Origin of the sequence: Anoxybacillus amylolyticus (assembly GCF_001634285.1) — a bacterium.
In the GTDB taxonomy this organism is placed as follows: Bacteria; Bacillota; Bacilli; order Bacillales; family Anoxybacillaceae; genus Anoxybacteroides; species Anoxybacteroides amylolyticum.
The window spans coordinates 1,503,881-1,520,214 of the sequence record NZ_CP015438.1 but is presented as its reverse complement, the minus strand read 5'-3'; the positions used below and the strand labels follow the sequence as shown (position 1 = coordinate 1,520,214).

13 protein-coding genes are annotated in these 16,334 nt (G+C 44.4%); 1 reads left to right on the top strand and 12 read right to left on the bottom strand.

The window, feature by feature from the left end:
• Positions 1 to 14: 14 nt before the first annotated feature.
• From GFC30_RS07785 to GFC30_RS07750, 8 genes are all read right to left on the bottom strand, one after another.
• Positions 15 to 974: an ABC transporter permease gene (locus GFC30_RS07785; RefSeq protein WP_066323979.1), complete on the bottom strand. Its 960-nt coding sequence runs from the start codon at positions 972 to 974 to the stop codon at positions 15 to 17.
• Positions 975 to 2,021, bottom strand: coding sequence for an ABC transporter permease (locus GFC30_RS07780; protein ID WP_066323974.1), 1,047 nt, complete (start codon positions 2,019 to 2,021; stop codon positions 975 to 977).
• The gene (locus tag GFC30_RS07775) at positions 2,018 to 3,547 is read right to left on the bottom strand and encodes an ABC transporter ATP-binding protein (protein ID WP_066323967.1); all 1,530 of its coding nucleotides are present in this window, start codon (positions 3,545 to 3,547) and stop codon (positions 2,018 to 2,020) included. Before GFC30_RS07775 ends, GFC30_RS07780 begins: the two co-directional genes overlap by 4 nt.
• A 131-nt stretch (positions 3,548 to 3,678) precedes the next feature.
• Positions 3,679 to 4,767, bottom strand: a complete 1,089-nt coding sequence (locus GFC30_RS07770) for a BMP family lipoprotein (protein ID WP_066323966.1) — start codon at positions 4,765 to 4,767, stop codon at positions 3,679 to 3,681.
• A 90-nt stretch (positions 4,768 to 4,857) separates the two neighbouring features.
• Complete coding sequence (locus GFC30_RS07765) at positions 4,858 to 5,589, bottom strand: GntR family transcriptional regulator (RefSeq protein ID WP_066323965.1); 732 nt, start codon at positions 5,587 to 5,589, stop codon at positions 4,858 to 4,860.
• A 194-nt stretch (positions 5,590 to 5,783) separates the two neighbouring features.
• Positions 5,784 to 8,048, bottom strand: a complete 2,265-nt coding sequence (locus tag GFC30_RS07760) for a DNA translocase FtsK (RefSeq protein ID WP_066323964.1) — start codon at positions 8,046 to 8,048, stop codon at positions 5,784 to 5,786.
• Between the two features lie 104 nt (positions 8,049 to 8,152).
• Complete coding sequence (locus GFC30_RS07755) at positions 8,153 to 8,377, bottom strand: YlzJ-like family protein (RefSeq protein WP_066323961.1); 225 nt, start codon at positions 8,375 to 8,377, stop codon at positions 8,153 to 8,155.
• Positions 8,374 to 9,108: a ClpP family protease gene (locus GFC30_RS07750; protein WP_066323958.1), complete on the bottom strand. Its 735-nt coding sequence runs from the start codon at positions 9,106 to 9,108 to the stop codon at positions 8,374 to 8,376. Before GFC30_RS07750 ends, GFC30_RS07755 begins: the two co-directional genes overlap by 4 nt.
• Before the next feature lie 647 nt (positions 9,109 to 9,755).
• Here GFC30_RS07750 and ltrA point away from each other — a divergent pair.
• Positions 9,756 to 11,015 carry a group II intron reverse transcriptase/maturase gene (gene ltrA / locus GFC30_RS07745; protein WP_066322684.1) on the top strand — a complete coding sequence of 420 codons (1,260 nt, stop codon included), beginning with the start codon at positions 9,756 to 9,758 and terminating at the stop codon, positions 11,013 to 11,015.
• A 95-nt stretch (positions 11,016 to 11,110) separates the two neighbouring features.
• Here the strand turns inward: ltrA and GFC30_RS07740 are convergent, their stop codons facing one another.
• The 4 genes from GFC30_RS07740 to asd all read right to left on the bottom strand — a co-directional run bounded on the left by GFC30_RS07740 (position 11,111) and on the right by asd (position 16,332).
• A complete protein-coding gene (locus GFC30_RS07740) occupies positions 11,111 to 12,766 on the bottom strand; it encodes a ribonuclease J (protein WP_066323955.1) in 1,656 nt (551 codons plus the stop codon).
• Positions 12,767 to 13,143: 377 nt separating this feature from the next.
• Positions 13,144 to 14,016 carry a 4-hydroxy-tetrahydrodipicolinate synthase gene (dapA, locus tag GFC30_RS07735; RefSeq protein WP_066323948.1) on the bottom strand — a complete coding sequence of 291 codons (873 nt, stop codon included), beginning with the start codon at positions 14,014 to 14,016 and terminating at the stop codon, positions 13,144 to 13,146.
• A gap of 5 nt (positions 14,017 to 14,021) precedes the next feature.
• Positions 14,022 to 15,266: an aspartate kinase gene (gene dapG, locus GFC30_RS07730; RefSeq protein WP_066323945.1), complete on the bottom strand. Its 1,245-nt coding sequence runs from the start codon at positions 15,264 to 15,266 to the stop codon at positions 14,022 to 14,024.
• Between the two features lie 16 nt (positions 15,267 to 15,282).
• Positions 15,283 to 16,332 carry an aspartate-semialdehyde dehydrogenase gene (asd, locus tag GFC30_RS07725; protein WP_066323942.1) on the bottom strand — a complete coding sequence of 350 codons (1,050 nt, stop codon included), beginning with the start codon at positions 16,330 to 16,332 and terminating at the stop codon, positions 15,283 to 15,285.
• Positions 16,333 to 16,334: the final 2 nt, after the last annotated feature.

The following is a 16,334-nucleotide window of genomic DNA, read 5'->3' as shown; positions in this document are numbered from 1 at the left end:
AGTTCTTTTTCTTTTTACCGCTTCCCTTTCACATATGGCGTTCCGAGCGCTTTTGGCGCATCTGCACGACCGATGAATCCAGCCAGTGCTAAAATTGTTAGCACATATGGTGCAATTAGTAAGTAAACAGTTGGCACATTTTTTAAGAACGGAATCGCTTGACCAACGATACTCAAGCTTTGAGCTACTCCGAAAAACAGTGCAGCTCCCATCGCACCAAGTGGATGCCATTTCCCGAAAATCATCGCTGCAAGCGCCATAAACCCGTGTCCGGAAATCGTCGCATGGCTAAAATCGCGTGAGATAATGGTCGCATATACGCCACCACCAATGCCGCCTAACGCACCGCTAATCATTACCGCAATATAGCGCATTTTCGTGACATTAATCCCCATTGTATCTGCCGCCATCGGATGTTCCCCAACGGCACGTAAACGAAGACCAAACGGAGTTTTGAACAAAATGTACCAAACAATGAACGCTAACGCAATCGCAATATATGATGGAATGTAGCCGTTTGCGAAAAAGAGTGGACCGATCACCGGAATATGGCTTAACACAGGGATATCCATTTTATCAAAACCGACTTGAATTTGGTCCGTTTGCCCTTTTCCGTACATTTTTTTCACTAAGAAAAGCGAAAGTCCAATCGCTAAAAAGTTAATGGCTACACCGCTGACGACTTGATCGGCACGAAACGTAATAGATGCAACAGCATGCAGAAGCGAAAAAATCGCACCAACTACCATCGCAACTAAAAGCGACAACCAAGGAGTTAGTTCACCGAATCGGTCGGCAAACGTTAAGTTAAACACAACGCTTGTAAACGCTCCAATGACCATTAACCCTTCTAAGCCAATGTTAACTACGCCGGAACGTTCGCTAAATACGCCGCCAAGCGCCGTGAAAATAAGTGGAGCAGCAAAGAAAATCGCCGAAGGAACAATAATTTGTAAAGCTTCATAAACGCCCACTTATTTTCCCTCCTTTTGAAAACGAGATAGTAACAAACGAATTAAATAACTAGATGCAACAAAGAAGATGATGAGCGCAATGACAATATCGACAAGTTCTGTCGGTACATCCGCACTTGACGGCATTTCAAGCGCCCCTACTTTCAACGCACCAAACAAAAACGCGGATAAAATAATCCCGAAGGCGTTGTTACTACCAAGTAGCGCAACGGCGATTCCGTCAAAACCGACACCTGTAAAACCAGCTTTTACAGAAATGTTTCCGAATGTACCTAATCCTTCCATCGCACCAGCAACTCCGGCGAACGCGCCAGAAATAACCATTGCTAAAATGATGTTGCTCGGCACGTTCATCCCTGCATATTGGGAAGCATGTTGGTTAAACCCAACTGCCCGCAACTCATATCCTTTTGTCGTTTTTTCCAATAAAAACCACATAACAACCGCACCGATAAGCGCAACAATAATTCCGTAATGCAACGTCGAATAATCTGTAATGGATTGCAAAAACTCTGACTGTAATGATGCGGAATCGTGAATTTTTGCTGATTTAAATCCTTTGTCCGATAATACAGAACGAATGACTGCATTTGTAACGTGTAAAGCAATATAGTTCATCATAATCGTAATAATGACTTCATGCACTTTAAACCGCGCTTTTAAAAATCCTGGAATAAACGCCCATAAAGCCCCAGCTGCGGCAGCTGCTAAAATTGCTAACGGCAAATGAATGATTTTCGGTAGATCAAATGAAACACCAACCCATACAGCCGCAAGCCAACCGACAATTAGTTGCCCTTCAACACCGATGTTAAACAACCCGGTACGGAACGCAAATGCCACTGCTAGTCCAGCAAGAATGTATGGCGTTGCTTGCCGAATCGTCTCCCCGATATAGTAGCTATCACCAAACGCTCCGTATACGAGTGCAGAATAGCCAGCAATTGGATCGTAGCCGCTGACAAGCATTACAATTGAACCAGCAATCATGCCAAGCAATACGGCAAATACAGGAACAAGAAAATTTGTTACACGATTTGAACTCATGAAGAAACACCTGCTTCCTTCCGTTTACTTCCTGCCATTAATAACCCTAGTTCTTGTTCTGTCGTTTCTTTCGGATCAACAATCGCCACAATTTTTCCTTCGTAAATAACCGCAATTCGGTCACTTACGTTCATTACTTCGTCCAATTCAAACGAAACGAGAAGAACGGCTTTTCCTTGGTCGCGTTGTTCGATTAGCCGTTTATGAATAAATTCGATCGCCCCGACGTCAAGTCCGCGCGTTGGCTGTGCAGCAATGAGCAAATCTGGGTTACGATCGACTTCGCGACCGATAATCGCTTTTTGCTGGTTCCCACCAGAAAGCGCCCGCGCTTGCGTATATTCATCTGGCGTCCGCACGTCAAATTCAGCGATTAGCTGGCGCGCTTTTTCATAAATAGCTTTAAAGTTTAAAATTCCTCGTTTTGAGTACGGTTCTTTATAGTACGTTTGTAGCACCATATTTTCACCAATTGGAAAGTCAAGAACAAGACCGTGTTTATGTCGGTCTTGCGGAATATGACCGACTCCGGCTTCCGTAATTTTTCGCGGCGATAAGTTAAAAATGTCTTTTCCATTTAACTTCACCGAGCCAGATTCTGCTTTGATTAACCCTGTAATCGCTTCCACCAATTCTGTCTGCCCGTTGCCGTCAACACCGGCAATCCCGACAATTTCACCAGCGCGCACCGTCAAATTTAAATGATCGACAACCGTCACCCCGCGCGCATCTTTCACTACTAAATCGCGAATCTCTAACACTTCTTTTCCCGGTTGAGATGGTTGCTTCTCTGTCTTAAAATGCACTTCACGCCCAACCATTAATGCGGCTAACTCGTTCGGGTTCGTTTCGGCAACGTTAAGCGTCCCAATTCCTTTCCCTCGGCGAATAACGGTAACGCGGTCACATACCTCCATAATTTCTTTTAACTTATGCGTAATTAAAATAATCGATTTTCCTTCACGAACAAGCGCACGCATAATTTGAATTAATTCTTGAATTTCTTGTGGTGTTAAAACAGCTGTCGGTTCGTCAAAAATTAAAATTTCCGCCCCACGGTAAAGCGTTTTTAAAATTTCTACCCGTTGTTGCATTCCCACGGAAATATCGGAAATTTTCGCTGTTGGATCAACTGCTAGTCCGTAACGTTCCGATAGTTCGCGCACTTGTTCTTCCGCACGCTTAATATCGATTGTACCACCTTTTGTCGGCTCACTTCCTAAAATAATATTTTCTGTAACCGTAAACGTATCGACAAGCATAAAATGTTGATGTACCATCCCGATGCCAAGGTCATTGGCCACGTTCGGATTGGCGATTTTCACCGGCTGTCCTTTGACACGAATTTCGCCGCCGTCCGGTTGATAAAGACCAAACAATACGTTCATGAGCGTGGATTTACCGGCGCCATTTTCTCCAAGTAAGGCGTGAATTTCTCCCTTTTTCACTTGGAGTGTAATGTTGTCGTTTGCAACGAAATTGCCGAATACCTTCCGAATATTAAGCATTTCAATTACGTATTCCAAACAAGTTCACTCCTCTTAAATGAGCTATTAGAAATCATCAAATAAAAAGTTACAAGTGCTTGCAACTTTTTATTTAACGATTTTTGGCGAATAAAAAGGCTAGCATACACTAGCCTTTTTATTCGATTGTTTTATTTCAAATTCGCTTCGAATTGTTTGTATTCGTCGCGAGTCGTTGGTACTTTCACTTCGCCTTTGATAATTTTTTGTTTCCATTCATCGACTACTTTTAAGATGTCTGGTTTAATGTTATCTTGTGTTGGTGCAATGCCTACCCCGTTTTCAGGAAGACCGTACTCAAGCACTTTTCCGCCAGGAAATTGACCTTCTTTTGTTTTCTTTGCTACGTCATATACTGCTACGTCTACACGTTTTACCATTGATGTTAATGTGACGTTGTATGTTTTGTCGCCTACTTTTACTTCCCCTTCTGGCGCTTGGTCTTTATCTACACCGATAACCCAAATTTCACGGTTAGGATCTTTTGTTTTTAAGTCTTTTGCTTCAGAGAACACACCGTTACCTGTTGCACCTGCTGCATGGTAAATGACATCAATGCCAGAAGCGTACATACTAGATGCAATCGCTTTTCCCTTGTCCGCCTGGTCGAATGCACCAGCGTATTGTACTTCCACCGTTGCTTTCGGATTTACCGCTTTAACCCCTGCACGGAAGCCGCTTTCGAACTTCTCAATTAATGGAATTTCCATTCCACCTACGAAGCCGATTTTGTTTGTTTTCGTTGTCAATCCTGCGACAACCCCTACAAGAAACGAACCCTCATGCTCTTTGAACGTAATACTTGCCACGTTTGGTTTGTTTACCACACTGTCAACAATGGCGAATTTTTGTTTCGGTTTTTGTTCTGCAATTTTTGTAATCGCATCTGTCATTAAAAAGCCGATACCGTAAATTAAGTCAAAGTTGCTGCGCGCTAGTTTGTTTAAGTTTGTAGAATAGTCTGCATCGCTTTGGGATTGCAAATAATCATACCCGTCTTTTCCTTTTTTCATGCCGTTATCTTGACCGAACTTTTGCAATCCTTCCCATGCAGACTGGTTGAACGATTTGTCGTCAATTCCGCCAACGTCCGTTACCATTGCTACTGTAAAGTTGTCTTTCTTTTCTCCTGCTTTCTGTCCTTGTCCACAACCGCTAAGCAATGTACCAGCAGCTAATACAAGGGAAAGCGCTAAACCACCAATGCGTTTTTTCTTCATCGCTTCTACCCCCTAATAAAAATAGTAAATGCGTGTACTTTCTTATTATTGAATACATCCTGCGTTTCTATGTATGAAGTGTCACCCCCTTTAAAAATGAATGCGTTTTCTTAACACATGAAAACTAAACTTATCGGATTTGAAATAGTTAATGGAATACAAAATCGGTTCATCGTTGTTATCAAAATGCATTTGTTTTAAAACAAGCAGCGCCGTTTCGGGGTCGCATTGCAAAGTCGGTGACACTTTCTCATGGTATCCGAGCGGTTCGATATGCGCTACAGCGTAAGCGATATCATGGTTGGTCTGGTTGTGTAAATTCTCAAACATCGATTCGTGTTCATACGAAATTCCTTTTGGTAAATATTTGCACGGAATTTTATCCACACAATATACAACTGGTTCCCCGTCAGCTGTCCGGACTCGTTCAACAAATAAAATGTCCTCGTCAGGCGCACATTGAAACCGTCGGATGTCTTCTTCTGTCGGTTCTTGAATGGAGGAAGAGAGAAAAATCGTCCCTGGTTTTCGACCAGCTTGTTTAATCATATCGGTGACACTACTTAATTGCTCGATACCAGACGTAAACATTGGGCGGGAATTTACAAACGTACCGACGCCATGCCGACGGATGATCACATTTTCTTCCTCTAGCACACGCAGCGCTTCGCGTAACGTCGCTCGACTCACACCAAGCTGCTTTGAAAGTTCAAACTCGGATGGGAGCTTTTGCTTTTCTTTATACACGCCTGTTTCGATATCCTGCTTAATGCGATCAATCACTTGTAAATATAAGTGGCGATTGTCAGACTTAATAGACATTCGAAAAAGCCTCCAGTTAAATAAGTTTCCAGATATCAGACCTCTGACGTTAGACGTTCTAATCTAGTCGTCATTACTATAACATTTTTTTCGTCATAAATAAATAGGGAATAAAAATTTTGTCGAAAAAAGCAAAAACATCAACGTAAACGTTTTCAATGTGTTATGCTGATTCAAGCGGCGCTTGAATCAGCCTAGGATGTTTTCGCGTTTTCACGCGGAATAAGCACTGCCCGCGGCTTACTTCCTTCATAAGGACCGACAACGCCACGCGCTTCCATCGCATCAATTAAACGGGCTGCTCGGTTATATCCGATGCGGAAGCGACGCTGCAACATCGAAACAGACGCGCTTTGCATTTCGATCACTAATTGAACGGCTTCATCATACAATTCATCTTCAAATTCTCCATCTTCTTCTGCCGCATCTGTTGGAATCATTTCTTCGTGGTATTGCGCTTTTTGTTGTGAAATGACAAATTGGACGACTGCTTCTACTTCTTCGTCCGATACGAACGCTCCTTGTACGCGCACCGGTTTAGCTGCACCCATTGGCAAGAAAAGCATATCTCCTCTTCCAAGTAACTTCTCCGCCCCGCCCATATCTAAAATCGTGCGCGAGTCGGTTTGCGACGAAACACTAAAGGCAATACGTGATGGGATGTTTGCTTTAATCACCCCTGTAATGACATCTACTGATGGTCGTTGTGTTGCAATAATAAGATGAATGCCAGCAGCGCGTGCCATTTGTGCTAAACGAGTAATGGAATCTTCCACATCAGACGAAGCCACCATCATTAAGTCCGCCAATTCATCAACGATGACGACGATGTATGGAAGAAGTGGCTGTTTTCCAGCTTGTTCTCGTTGAATATATTCGTTATATCCTTCAATATTCCTTGTTCCAGTATGTGAAAATAGTTCATAGCGCCGCTCCATTTCGTTGACCACTTTTTTCAATGCTTGTGATGCTTTTTTCGGGTCGGTTACCACTGGCGCTAATAAATGAGGAATGCCGTTATAGACGCTTAGCTCGACCATTTTCGGGTCAATCATCATCAGTTTTACTTCGTGCGGCTTCGTCCGCATTAATAAGCTTGTAATAATCCCATTAATGCAGACGCTTTTTCCGCTTCCTGTTGCTCCTGCGACAAGAAGGTGCGGCATTTTATTTAACTCCGCAACAACCGCTTCTCCCGAGATGTCCCTTCCTAGCCCAATTAATAGCTTCGCGTCTGGTTTGTAATGTTCTGTTGCTTCTAATACTTCTCGCAATGAAACGGTCGCAATTTCTTCATTTGGTACTTCAATACCAATTGCTGATTTTCCTGGAATCGGTGCTTCGATGCGAATATCTTTTGCCGCTAGCGCCAATGCTAAATCGTCGCTTAAGCTGACAATTTTGCTCACCTTTACTCCCGCATCTGGATATACTTCATATTTCGTCACGGCTGGTCCGAGATGAACTTGTGTCACTTTCGCTTTGACCCCAAAGCTTTGAAACGTTTTTTCTAATTTACGGGCATTGGCGTAAATGTTTGCATGATCTTTCGATTGATTGATTGGCTTTGGTTGCTTCAGTAATTCAAGTGGAGGCAACTGGTAATCGGTATTTTCCATTTCGGAAAACGCCATTGGTTCGCTTACCTCTTCCTCTTCAATTAACGGCGACGGCTCTACTCTGACAGCAGCAAAATCGGAAATAATCGGTGGAGGTGACGATTCTTCCTCCATGGGCAACGGTTCCTCTACGATTATCGTTTCTTCTTTTGGTTTATTTTGATGTTTTGCCGATGTCTGTTGCTTTCGATTGCCCCATGCTTGTTTTATATCGGCAATAAACGCTTGCCACTGGCGGAAGATAAACGAAACAAGCCAATGAACGGCTTTTCCAACCGTTTCGTTTAACGATTTCCCTGTGATTAAAATAGCGCCTATGACAAACAGAAAGAAACAAACCCACTTCGTACCAAGTTCATCAAACAGCTGATAGCTCGCTGCAAATAAAATCGCTCCGACCATCCCTCCTCCTAAATCGTGCGGCGCAGTAGCCGATCCATTTGCTTCTTTCCAAAACAGCTCCCATGTTGTGCGGATAATGCTTGGGTTAAACTCCCCTTGTCGTGACAGAAGCCGAAACAACGTCAGATGGCTGAGCAGTAAAAGGGCAATACTAATCGTGTATCCTCCAATCAACCACCGGTGAAAAAATGGCGGCCATGCCCGCTTCCAAATAAGATAAATGGCTAAAACGAATCCACCGATTAATAAAAGGATATACCATTCGCCAAGGAAAAAACGCGCAAAGGAAACGACTGTTTTTCCGACGAGGCCAAGCTTTGCCATCGCGAGGACGGAAAGGGCAAGCATGGCAAGTCCAGTCAGTTCGAAACGAAAGGTTGTCTTCCATTCTTGTTTTTTCCTTGGATGTTTGTGACGTTGTCGTTTACGTTTCCCCATATTTCTCCACTCCGATACAAAACTGGAAATGTCGAAAAAAGCAGCCAACGTTGGCTGCTTTCTTCCGTTTCTTTTTATTATACACTAAATAGCTAAAGAATTCATTAAGATGTTATTGTCGATAACGGAAATCTAGCACCTGGAGCATATTTTTGCTCTAAAAAATGAGCAGGGTTTGTGCTTAAATTTCGAACGATTTCCCACTCTTTCGTTTCCGTTTCCTGTACGAGAAACGGAATACCGTCGTAATAAATGACTTGCTGTTTCGTATACGCCTCGTCATCTGCCGGAAAAATGAGATGTTCAGGCATGATCGTGTATAAAATCATTGTAAAATCGTTCCTCCTTCTTTTTTCCATTCGATGAGCTGCCGCAGTTTTTGCATTGCTTGCGCCACACCGCCTACTTCATCAATTAACCCGTATTGAACGGCATCTGTTCCAACAACGTTTGTGCCGATGTCACGTGTTAAATTTCCCTTTGAAAACATTAACTCTTTAAATTTTTCCTCGGTAATTTTTGAATGCTTCGTTACAAAACGAACGACGCGCTCTTGCATTTTATCTAAATACTCAAACGTTTGCGGAACACCAATGACAAGCCCTGTTAAACGAACAGGATGAATCGTCATCGTTGCCGTTTCCGTAATAAACGAATAATCACACGATACCGCAATTGGCACACCAATCGAGTGCCCTCCCCCTAACACAATCGAAACGGTCGGCTTTGATAACGAAGCGAGCATTTCCGCAATTGCCAATCCTGCTTCCACGTCACCGCCAACCGTATTTAAAATAACAAGCAATCCCTCGATGTTCGGATTTTGTTCGATTGCTACAATTTGTGGAATGACGTGCTCGTATTTTGTCGCTTTGTTTTGCGGCGGAAGTTGAATATGTCCTTCGATTTGACCGATAATTGTCAAGCAATGAATGTTTGTATCTTGCGCCATTTGCGGAATGTTCGTTTGCCCAAGCTGTTGAATAGTTGTAGCTACCTGCTCTTGTTTTTCTTCTTGTTGGTCTTCTGAGCCAAACGGTATGTATTGCTTTTTCTCCATGTTCATGCTCCTTTCTTGCCTAGTATTGTTTAGTATGTTCTATGAAGCAAAGAAAAATGCCGGCGGAGTTTTTTCTCCGACCGGCATTTCCGTGTGCGTCCGGCATGGGTGTAGTCTATAGGGTGAAAGTCCCGAACTGCGAAGGCAGAAGTAGCAGTTAGCTTAACGCAAGGGTGTCCGTGGTGACGCGGAATCTGAAGGAAGCGAGCGGCAAACTTCCGGTCTGAGGAACACGAACTTCATAAGAGGCTAGGTATCATTGGGTGAGTTTGCGCGACAAAACAAAGCCCTTTCTGCCGAAGGTGATATCGAGTAAATGAAGCAGATGGATGGAAGGAAAGACTGCACTCTTACCCGGGGAGGTCTGATTGGAATGCCGAGTTCCCTTGGCAACCTATCCAGTGATGGATAGCTGAACAATCAGAAGTCAGCAGAGGTCATAGTACCATCCTTGCTCGAGAAAGGGTGGGAAGGACTGAACCATGAAGAGAGAACGAAATCTACGCATTCAGTACCTGTGAAGAACACAGACAATCCGAAAGGACTTACTTAGAGGAGGAAGCGGTGAATCCCGTGGGGGACTCTAAGAGGGTGGAGCAGGAACTGGCATAAGGAGAACCTTCGTTCACGTAGAAAGGGAAGCGAAGATGTTAATGGAACGAATCTTGTCACGTGGAAATCTTCTAACGGCGCTCAAACGAGTGGAACAAAATAAAGGAAGTCACGGCATCGATGGAATGTCCGTAAAAGACCTACGAAGACATCTCTATGAAAACTGGGACTCCCTCCGGGAAGAGTTAAGAACAGGAACCTACCAACCTGCACCCGTACGTCGTGTCGAAATCCCGAAACCAAATGGCGGAGTGAGGATGTTAGGAATACCTACCGTGACAGATCGTTTCATTCAACAAGCAATCGCTCAAGTGTTAACCCCAATCTTTGACCCAACCTTTTCGGAAAATAGTTATGGGTTTCGTCCGAATCGGAGGGCTCATGATGCGGTAAGGAAGGCGAAAGAATATATCAAAGAGGGTTACCGCTGGGTGGTCGATATAGACTTAGAGAAATTCTTTGATAAAGTCAATCACGACCAATTGATGGGGATACTCGCCAAGCGAATCGAAGACCGCATCCTACTGAAGTTGATACGAAAATATCTTCAATCAGGAGTCATGATAAATGGGGTTGTCCAAATAACGGAAGAAGGAACACCGCAGGGAGGACCGCTTAGTCCACTTCTATCCAACATTCTCCTAGACCAATTGGACAAAGAGTTGGAAGCAAGGGGGCACCAATTTGTCCGATATGCGGATGACTGCAACATCTATGTGAAGTCATGGAAAGCAGGACAGCGTGTGATGAAATCGGTATCGACCTTCCTCGAACAGCACCTAAAATTGAAGGTAAACAGAGAGAAATCAGCAGTAGACCGTCCGTGGAAACGGAAGTTTCTAGGGTTCAGTTTCACCTTTCACAAAGATCCAAAGGTGCGAATAGCCAAAGAAAGCATGGAACGGCTGAAAAGAAAAATACGAGAAATAACTTCTCGGTCGAAGCCTTATCCGATGGAAGTAAGGGTGGAAAGACTGAACCAATACCTCACAGGATGGTGCGGATACTTCGCGCTAGCAGATACCCCGAGCAAATTCAAAGAAATAGACGAGTGGATAAGAAGAAGGCTGAGAATGTGTGAATGGAAACAATGGAAGAAACCTAAAACAAGAGTTAGAAAGCTGATTGGATTAGGGATTCCAGAATACAAAGCATACGAATGGGGAAACACCAGAAAGAAATACTGGCGAATCGCCCACAGCCCAATTCTACACAAAACCCTCGACAACTCCTATTGGAGCCAACGAGGGCTGAAAAGTCTGTATAATCGCTACGAATTTCTGCGTCAATCTTAGTGGAACCGCCGTATACCGAACGGTACGTACGGTGGTGTGAGAGGTCGGGGGTTAATCACCCCCTCCTACTCGATTCGACTTTGAGCATGATTGGTTTAAACTTCCATAATGATTGGCAAAATCATCGGTTTTCGTTTCGTTTTTTCAAATAAATATTGGCTTAACGCATCACGAATATTAGATTTTAATGAAGACCATTCAATAACATACTCTTGCATACATTTATTGACGATTGTCGTCACTAGCTTTGTCGCTTCCTCAAGCAACGTTTCCGATTCCCGTACGTATACAAATCCTCGAGAAATAATTTCTGGGCCGGCGACAATTTTTTTCGCTTCTTTACTTAACGTGACGACAACAATTAATATTCCGTCTTGTGAAAGCAAGCGGCGGTCGCGCAAGACGATATTGCCGACATCTCCGATCCCTAGCCCGTCAATTAATACGTTCCCGTACGGCACTTTGCCACCAAAACGCGCCTGTCCGCTCCGAAATTCAATCACATCGCCTTTATCTACTAAAAACGTCCGCTCTTCAGCAACGCCAACTGCTTTTGCTAACGCGGCATGCGCTTTTTGCATACGGTATTCTCCGTGAACAGGGATAAAATATTTCGGTTTCATTAAATTAAGCATCAATTTCAGTTCTTCTTGACATCCATGTCCGGATACATGCACATTTTTATAGACAACATTTGCCCCTGCTCGGTATAGTGCATCAATCGTTTTTAAAAACAACAATTCATGACCAGGCATTGGCGAAGCTGCCACAATAACCGTATCTCCTTCTATAATGTTCACTTGTTTATGCGCCTGTTTGGCCATCCGCGCAAGTGCCCCCATCGGCTCTCCGTGACCGCCGGTCGTTAGAATGACTAGCTCTTCATCGCGGTATCGCTGGATATCTTGGATGGAGATAACCGTTTCTTCTGGTAGTTGTAAATAGCCTAGGCGAACGGCAACATCCATCACTTTATGCATGCTTTTTCCGACGATTGCTACTTTTCGTCCGTGCATTTTCGCCGCATGCAATACTTGCTGAATTCGTGTAATATTGGAGGCATAACAAGCAGCTATCACCCTGCCATTGGCGTTATATACAACATCGGAAATCGCTTGGGCAACCGTCGCATCCGAGCCAGTATACCCTATTTTTTCCGCGTTCGTACTATCGGATAATAAGCATAGTACCCCTTGTTCGCCGATTTGCGCCATTTTTCCTAAATCAGCTCGATTCATCCCGTAAGGCGTTTGGTCAAATTTAAAATCGCCCGTATAAACGATAGCGCCTTGCGATGTGCGAAAACTAATTCCGATGGAATCAGGGATGCTATGAATCGTCCGGAAAAACGTCACCGTTGCTTTTTCAAACACCACTTCAGAATCAGAATGAACGTCGATAAATGGCGCTGTTGTCGTCGTGTCATGCTCTTTTAGCTTTTCTTGCGCCAAGCCAAGCGTCAACTTTGTTCCATAGACAGGGGCGGTAATTTTCTGTAATACATACGCAATCGCACCGATATGCTCTTCATGTCCGTGCGTTAAAAAAATCGCCTTCACACGCTCTTTTTTTTCCACAAGATACGTAATATCTGGAATGACTTTGTCGATACCGAGCATCTCGTCTTCCGGAAACATCACTCCTGCATCAATGACAAAAATATCGTCGTCTAGCTCAATAACATACATGTTTTTTCCGATTTCCCCTACTCCACCGAGGGAAAACACTCGTATTCTCTCTACTTGTTTCAAATGCTTCGTCCTCCTAATGCTAAACTAACCCGCTCAAAGTCACTTGTTTTTATTATAACTGATGGAAGATTTTAAATACAAGATAATATCGTACAGAATAAACCGTGCGAGCGAACGGGGGAGGAAGACTAATAAGAAAAGCGGAAAGCGCCCCTCTATCGGCGAAGAGCACACAAGCCCCACCGAAGGGAATTCGAACTAAGGATGGCTTCGTCCTGCGTGGGTAACCTCCGTGAAGCCAACCAATGTGTGGCCGCCAAAACAAGGGGCGTAGCGCATCACACCGATAGCGTTTGGAGCTAGACAGTTCTCTACCTAATCGCAAATTTTATACTTTCTTACCTTACAAAAAAACCGATTCACGTTTGTGAACCGGCTTATCTTGTTTGCAGCAATTTCATTAGTTCATTGCGTTCCTGTTCGTTAAGCGGGACGAGTGGCAAGCGAACAGGACCGACATCAAGCCCTTTCAGTTGCAGCGCTGTTTTGACTGGGGCTGGACTTGGCGCCGCAAATAGCCCTTTCATGATCGGGAGCAACTGTTGGTGAAGTTTTACTGCTGTTTTATGATCTCCTGCTTCAAACGCCTCGATCATTTCTTTCATTTCATTGCCGATGACATGCGATGCCACTGAAACAATGCCTGCTCCACCAATCGCCAATACCGGAAGCGTCAACCCATCGTCTCCGCTATATAGTAAAAAGTCATCGTTCGTGCGTGCAATTACTTCGGTCATTGTATCAAGGTTGCCACCCGCATCTTTAAGCGCAACGATGTTTGGAATTTCTGCTAAACGGACGATCGTTTCAACAGCAATATTAACGACCGACCGGCCTGGAATATTGTAAACCATCACTGGCAGCGGCGTGCTTTCGGCAATCGCTTTAAAATGTTGGTAAATCCCTTCTTGATTTGGCTTGTTGTAATACGGGGCAACAATCATGACTGCATCAACGCCAGCTTCTTCGGCTTTTTTCGTTAAATCGATCGAAGCACGTGTATTGTTGCTTCCTGTTCCTGCAATAACTGGAACTCGACCGTTGACGACAGAAACGACGTGACGAAAAAGAGCAACTTTTTCTTCTGTCGTCAATGTCGGTGACTCACCGGTTGTCCCTGCAACTACAAGCGAGTCAGTGCCGTTTTCAAGCAAATAATTCACGAGTTGCGTCGTTTTGTCAAAATCAATGTTTCCTTTATTGTCAAATGGCGTGACCATCGCCGTTACAATCTTACCAAATGAAATCACTATTTTCACTCCTCATCCACATCATTCATCGACGGCACCTTCGAAAGATGGAAAGCATCATGCAACGCATTAACGGCTTTCTTTAAATCTTCCTCTTTGACGAGTACCCAAATCGTCGTATGGCTATCCGCTGATTGTAAAATTTGAATGCCTTGTTCTGAAAGTGCAGTAACAATTTTAGCAGTAACTCCCGGTACGCCGGCAATTCCAGCACCGACCGTTGACACTTTCGCACATTTTCGTGTCACCATCGGCTCATAGCCAATCGCGCGCAACGCTTCAATGGCACGATCGGTCATTTCGCCAGCTACCGTATAGACTACCCCATTGGGGGAAATATTAATGAAATCAACACTAATTCCTTCGTTCGCCATTGCTTTAAATACGTCCGACTGTAGTTCGTAATGTCCTTCTTTTGCTTGCACTTTAATTTGCGTCACATTCGCCACGTGCGCAATACCAGTAACAAGCCGTTCTCTCACGTCGCTTCCTTTCGCTGGTTTGACGCTTGATGTCACAAGCGTTCCTAGTGAATCAGAATACGTCGAACGAATGCGGAGTGGAACTTTTGCTTGCATCGCAATTTCCACCGCCCGCGGATGGATGACTTTGGCGCCTTGGTAAGCCATGTTGCAAATTTCAGTATACGTGACAACATCCAGCGGGCGGGCGTTTTCAACGATGCGCGGGTCAGCAGTCATTACTCCTTCCACATCGGTGAAAATGTCGACCCACTCTGCGTTTAACGCTGCTCCTAGCGCTGCGGCGGAAGTATCGCTGCCACCGCGGCCAAGGGTAGTAATATCGCCGTCTTTCGTCGCCCCTTGAAATCCGGCGACGACGACGACGTCATACTCCTCTAATGCTTTAAGCAACCGGTCACATCGCATTTCGAGAATTTTCGCATTGGTAAAATCATCATTTGTACGGAATCCCGCTTGCGCCCCAGTAAAGGCGGTTGCTTTTATTCCGTGTTTATTCAGCATGTTCGTGAAAACAACGCTTGAAATAATTTCCCCGCACGCCATTAATAAATCTTGCTCGCGCTTGTTGACAAACGTGTCGTTGCTGCCAATCAGCTCAAGCAAGGTGTCGGTCGCGTATGGCTCGCCCTTTCGCCCCATCGCAGAAACAACAACGACGACTTTATAGCCTTCATCGAGCGCTCTTGCAATATGCTTTCGGGCTAAATCACGCCCGTATTCATCACGGACGGACGTTCCACCAAATTTTTGCACAATGATTTTCATGTTAACACCTCGATGGTTACAGGTTTACAAGCCCTAGCTTTAATAAGCTTTCGGCAATTTGCACCGAGTTCCATGCCGCTCCTTTTAGCAAGTTGTCAGATACAATCCATAGATGAAACGCGTTGTCGCGATCTAAGTCTTTCCGAATGCGTCCGACAAATACGTCGTTTTTGCCGACACAATCGGCCGGCATCGGGTACAGTTGATCTGCTGGATCGTCTTGTAGCACAACGCCTGGTGCTTCTTTTAGCACGCGTTTGATCTGTTCAGCACTTATCCCTTCTTTTTCCACTTCGATATATACCGATTCGGAATGCCCTGTCATCACCGGAATGCGCACGCACGTTGCAGCTACTTCTAGCTCTGGCATGTGCATAATTTTTTTCGTTTCGTTGATCATTTTCATCTCTTCGAACGTAAAACCGTTCTCTTGAAATTTATCAATTTGCGGAATCGCGTTAAATGCAATTTGATAATGTTTCCGTTCAGATTTTACCGGCAAAATTTCTGGGGTAAACGACTCGCCAGCAAGAATCGCTTTTGCTTGCGTTTTTAACTCCTCGATTGCTTGCGAACCGGCACCGGAAACGGCTTGGTATGTCGAGACGATAACTTTTTTCAATCCAAACGCTTGGCGAATGGGCTCAAGTGCCACGACCATTTGAATTGTTGAGCAGTTTGGGTTGGCAATAATGCCATTATGCCATGTTAAGTCGCTTTCGTTCACTTCCGGAACGACGAGCGGAACGTTTTCGTCCATACGAAAGGCGCTTGTATTATCTACAACGATTGCTCCGCGTTTCACTGCTTCTGGTGCAAGTGCCTTTGATACCGCACCACCTGCGCTAAATAAGGCAATATCTACCCCTGCAAAACTTTCTGGTTTTGCTACTTGTACTTCGATTTCTTGCCCTTTAAACACCACTTTTTTGCCAGCAGAACGTTCAGAAGACAATAACGTCAACGTTTCCACTGGAAATTTTCTATTTTCTAACGTTTGAATCATTTGTTGGCCAACCGCACCAGTCGCTCCGACGACCGCTACATGCAACCCTTTTCGTTCCATTA

Bases quoted from the DNA above. Each gene is read 5' to 3' on its own strand.
- GFC30_RS07770 (WP_066323966.1), bottom strand. From the start codon at position 4,767: ATGAAGAAAAAACGCATTGGTGGTTTAGCGCTTTCCCTTGTATTAGCT.
- ltrA (WP_066322684.1), top strand. From the start codon at position 9,756: ATGTTAATGGAACGAATCTTGTCACGTGGAAATCTTCTAACGGCGCTC.
- dapG (WP_066323945.1), bottom strand. From the start codon at position 15,266: ATGAAAATCATTGTGCAAAAATTTGGTGGAACGTCCGTCCGTGATGAA.
- asd (WP_066323942.1), bottom strand. From the start codon at position 16,332: ATGGAACGAAAAGGGTTGCATGTAGCGGTCGTCGGAGCGACTGGTGCG.
- GFC30_RS07780 (WP_066323974.1), bottom strand. From the start codon at position 2,021: ATGAGTTCAAATCGTGTAACAAATTTTCTTGTTCCTGTATTTGCCGTA.
- GFC30_RS07760 (WP_066323964.1), bottom strand. From the start codon at position 8,048: ATGGGGAAACGTAAACGACAACGTCACAAACATCCAAGGAAAAAACAA.
- GFC30_RS07750 (WP_066323958.1), bottom strand. From the start codon at position 9,108: ATGGAGAAAAAGCAATACATACCGTTTGGCTCAGAAGACCAACAAGAA.
- GFC30_RS07755 (WP_066323961.1), bottom strand. From the start codon at position 8,377: ATGATTTTATACACGATCATGCCTGAACATCTCATTTTTCCGGCAGAT.
- GFC30_RS07765 (WP_066323965.1), bottom strand. From the start codon at position 5,589: ATGTCTATTAAGTCTGACAATCGCCACTTATATTTACAAGTGATTGAT.